Here is a 1,178-nt window from a genome sequence, read left to right as displayed (position 1 = left end):
CCTCAATTTTCAAGTCAAGTGCAACGATGATAACGAATTCTTGATAGTGGTCTAGGCTGTTACGCCATGCATCGGTAGTAATCGCATGGGCGAAGATAGTTCAGAATACGTCTGGGACGATGGTTCAGTGCGGATTGGACTGCTTGAATTTCAACCAGGGTAACTGCTCTGAGAGACTTCCCTTTCGGGAAGAATTCCCTAAGCAGTCCATTGGCGTTCTCGTTTGTGCCACGCTCCCAAGGCGAGTACGGATGTGCGAAGTAAATCTGGGTTCCAACAATCTCTGATAACTTGGCAAACTCGGAACCATTGTCAAAAGTGATACTCTCAAATTCCTTGGCCCCGTAGTCGTCGATCGTGTCCTGCAAGGCTTTAAGGCAGGTGTCCGCATGATAGTCAGGAATCTTGACGATGATCTCAGTCCGGCTGTACCGTTCTGTGAGCGTCATTAATGCTGGCTCATCAGCTAAGCGAATACCTTTGACCAAGTCGCCTTCCCAATGTCCCACGCCTGTGCGGTCATTCACGGCCGCAGGACGCAACTCGATTGAGTCGCCGTATATCTTCTTATTCTTGCGCTTGTGGGCGTTCTTATAGCCTTTGATGCGGCGTCGGAGCTTCTTGGGAAGTGTCATGTTGTCTAGCTCAAGCAGCCCGGCGTCGATGTAGCGATACACAGTTGTCGTTGAAGGGCAAGCCTTGCCCTGGTCGCGATAGAAGTGTACGAAGCTATCAACGCTGTGTACGCGCGGCTTACGAGTAAGCTCCCTGGCGAGAGCCTTGAAGAACGCACGGCCGGTCTTAAGAAAGGCGTAGTGACCGGTTCTATCGCGTTTACGGTCGTGCATGGCTTGGGCAGTTTCCGCAAGATAGACTTGATGCAAGTGACGCTTCGAGTCGAGCTGAGTTACAGATCCACGCGTGATTTCTCGTGAGATTGTCGCTTTACTGCGATGAAGCTTCTGTGCAATCACGGTCGCGGTGTCACCAGCAGCCCGAAGGGCCTGAATTGTAGCACGGTCGCTAAAACTGAGTTGTTGGTAATGCTTGTGGGTGTTAGTCTGAGAGTGGGTCATGAAGATTCCTGCTTTCTTGTTTAGCTAGCACTAACAAGAATAGGTCTTCATGGCCTTTTTGGTCTAGTCGTCAGGGTGTTGCACTTGAATTGTAAACTGGGG

The 1,178-nt window shown here is 50.7% G+C and carries 1 protein-coding gene; it reads right to left on the bottom strand.

The features are described from left to right. Positions 1-59: 59 nt before the first annotated feature. On the bottom strand, positions 60-1,076 hold the full coding sequence (locus EKM85_RS11385; protein WP_125586986.1) for an IS30 family transposase: 1,017 nt from the start codon (positions 1,074-1,076) through the stop codon (positions 60-62). Positions 1,077-1,178 lie beyond the last annotated feature (102 nt).

This window comes from Lacticaseibacillus jixianensis (assembly GCF_003946485.1).
Classification (GTDB): domain Bacteria; phylum Bacillota; class Bacilli; order Lactobacillales; family Lactobacillaceae; genus Lacticaseibacillus; species Lacticaseibacillus jixianensis.
The sequence above is the reverse complement of the archived record's forward strand: the minus strand, read 5'-3'. Positions and strand labels throughout refer to the sequence as shown.

Excerpts from the sequence above, each read along its gene's own strand:
- EKM85_RS11385 (WP_125586986.1), bottom strand. The coding sequence starts at position 1,076 with ATGACCCACTCTCAGACTAACACCCACAAGCATTACCAACAACTCAGT.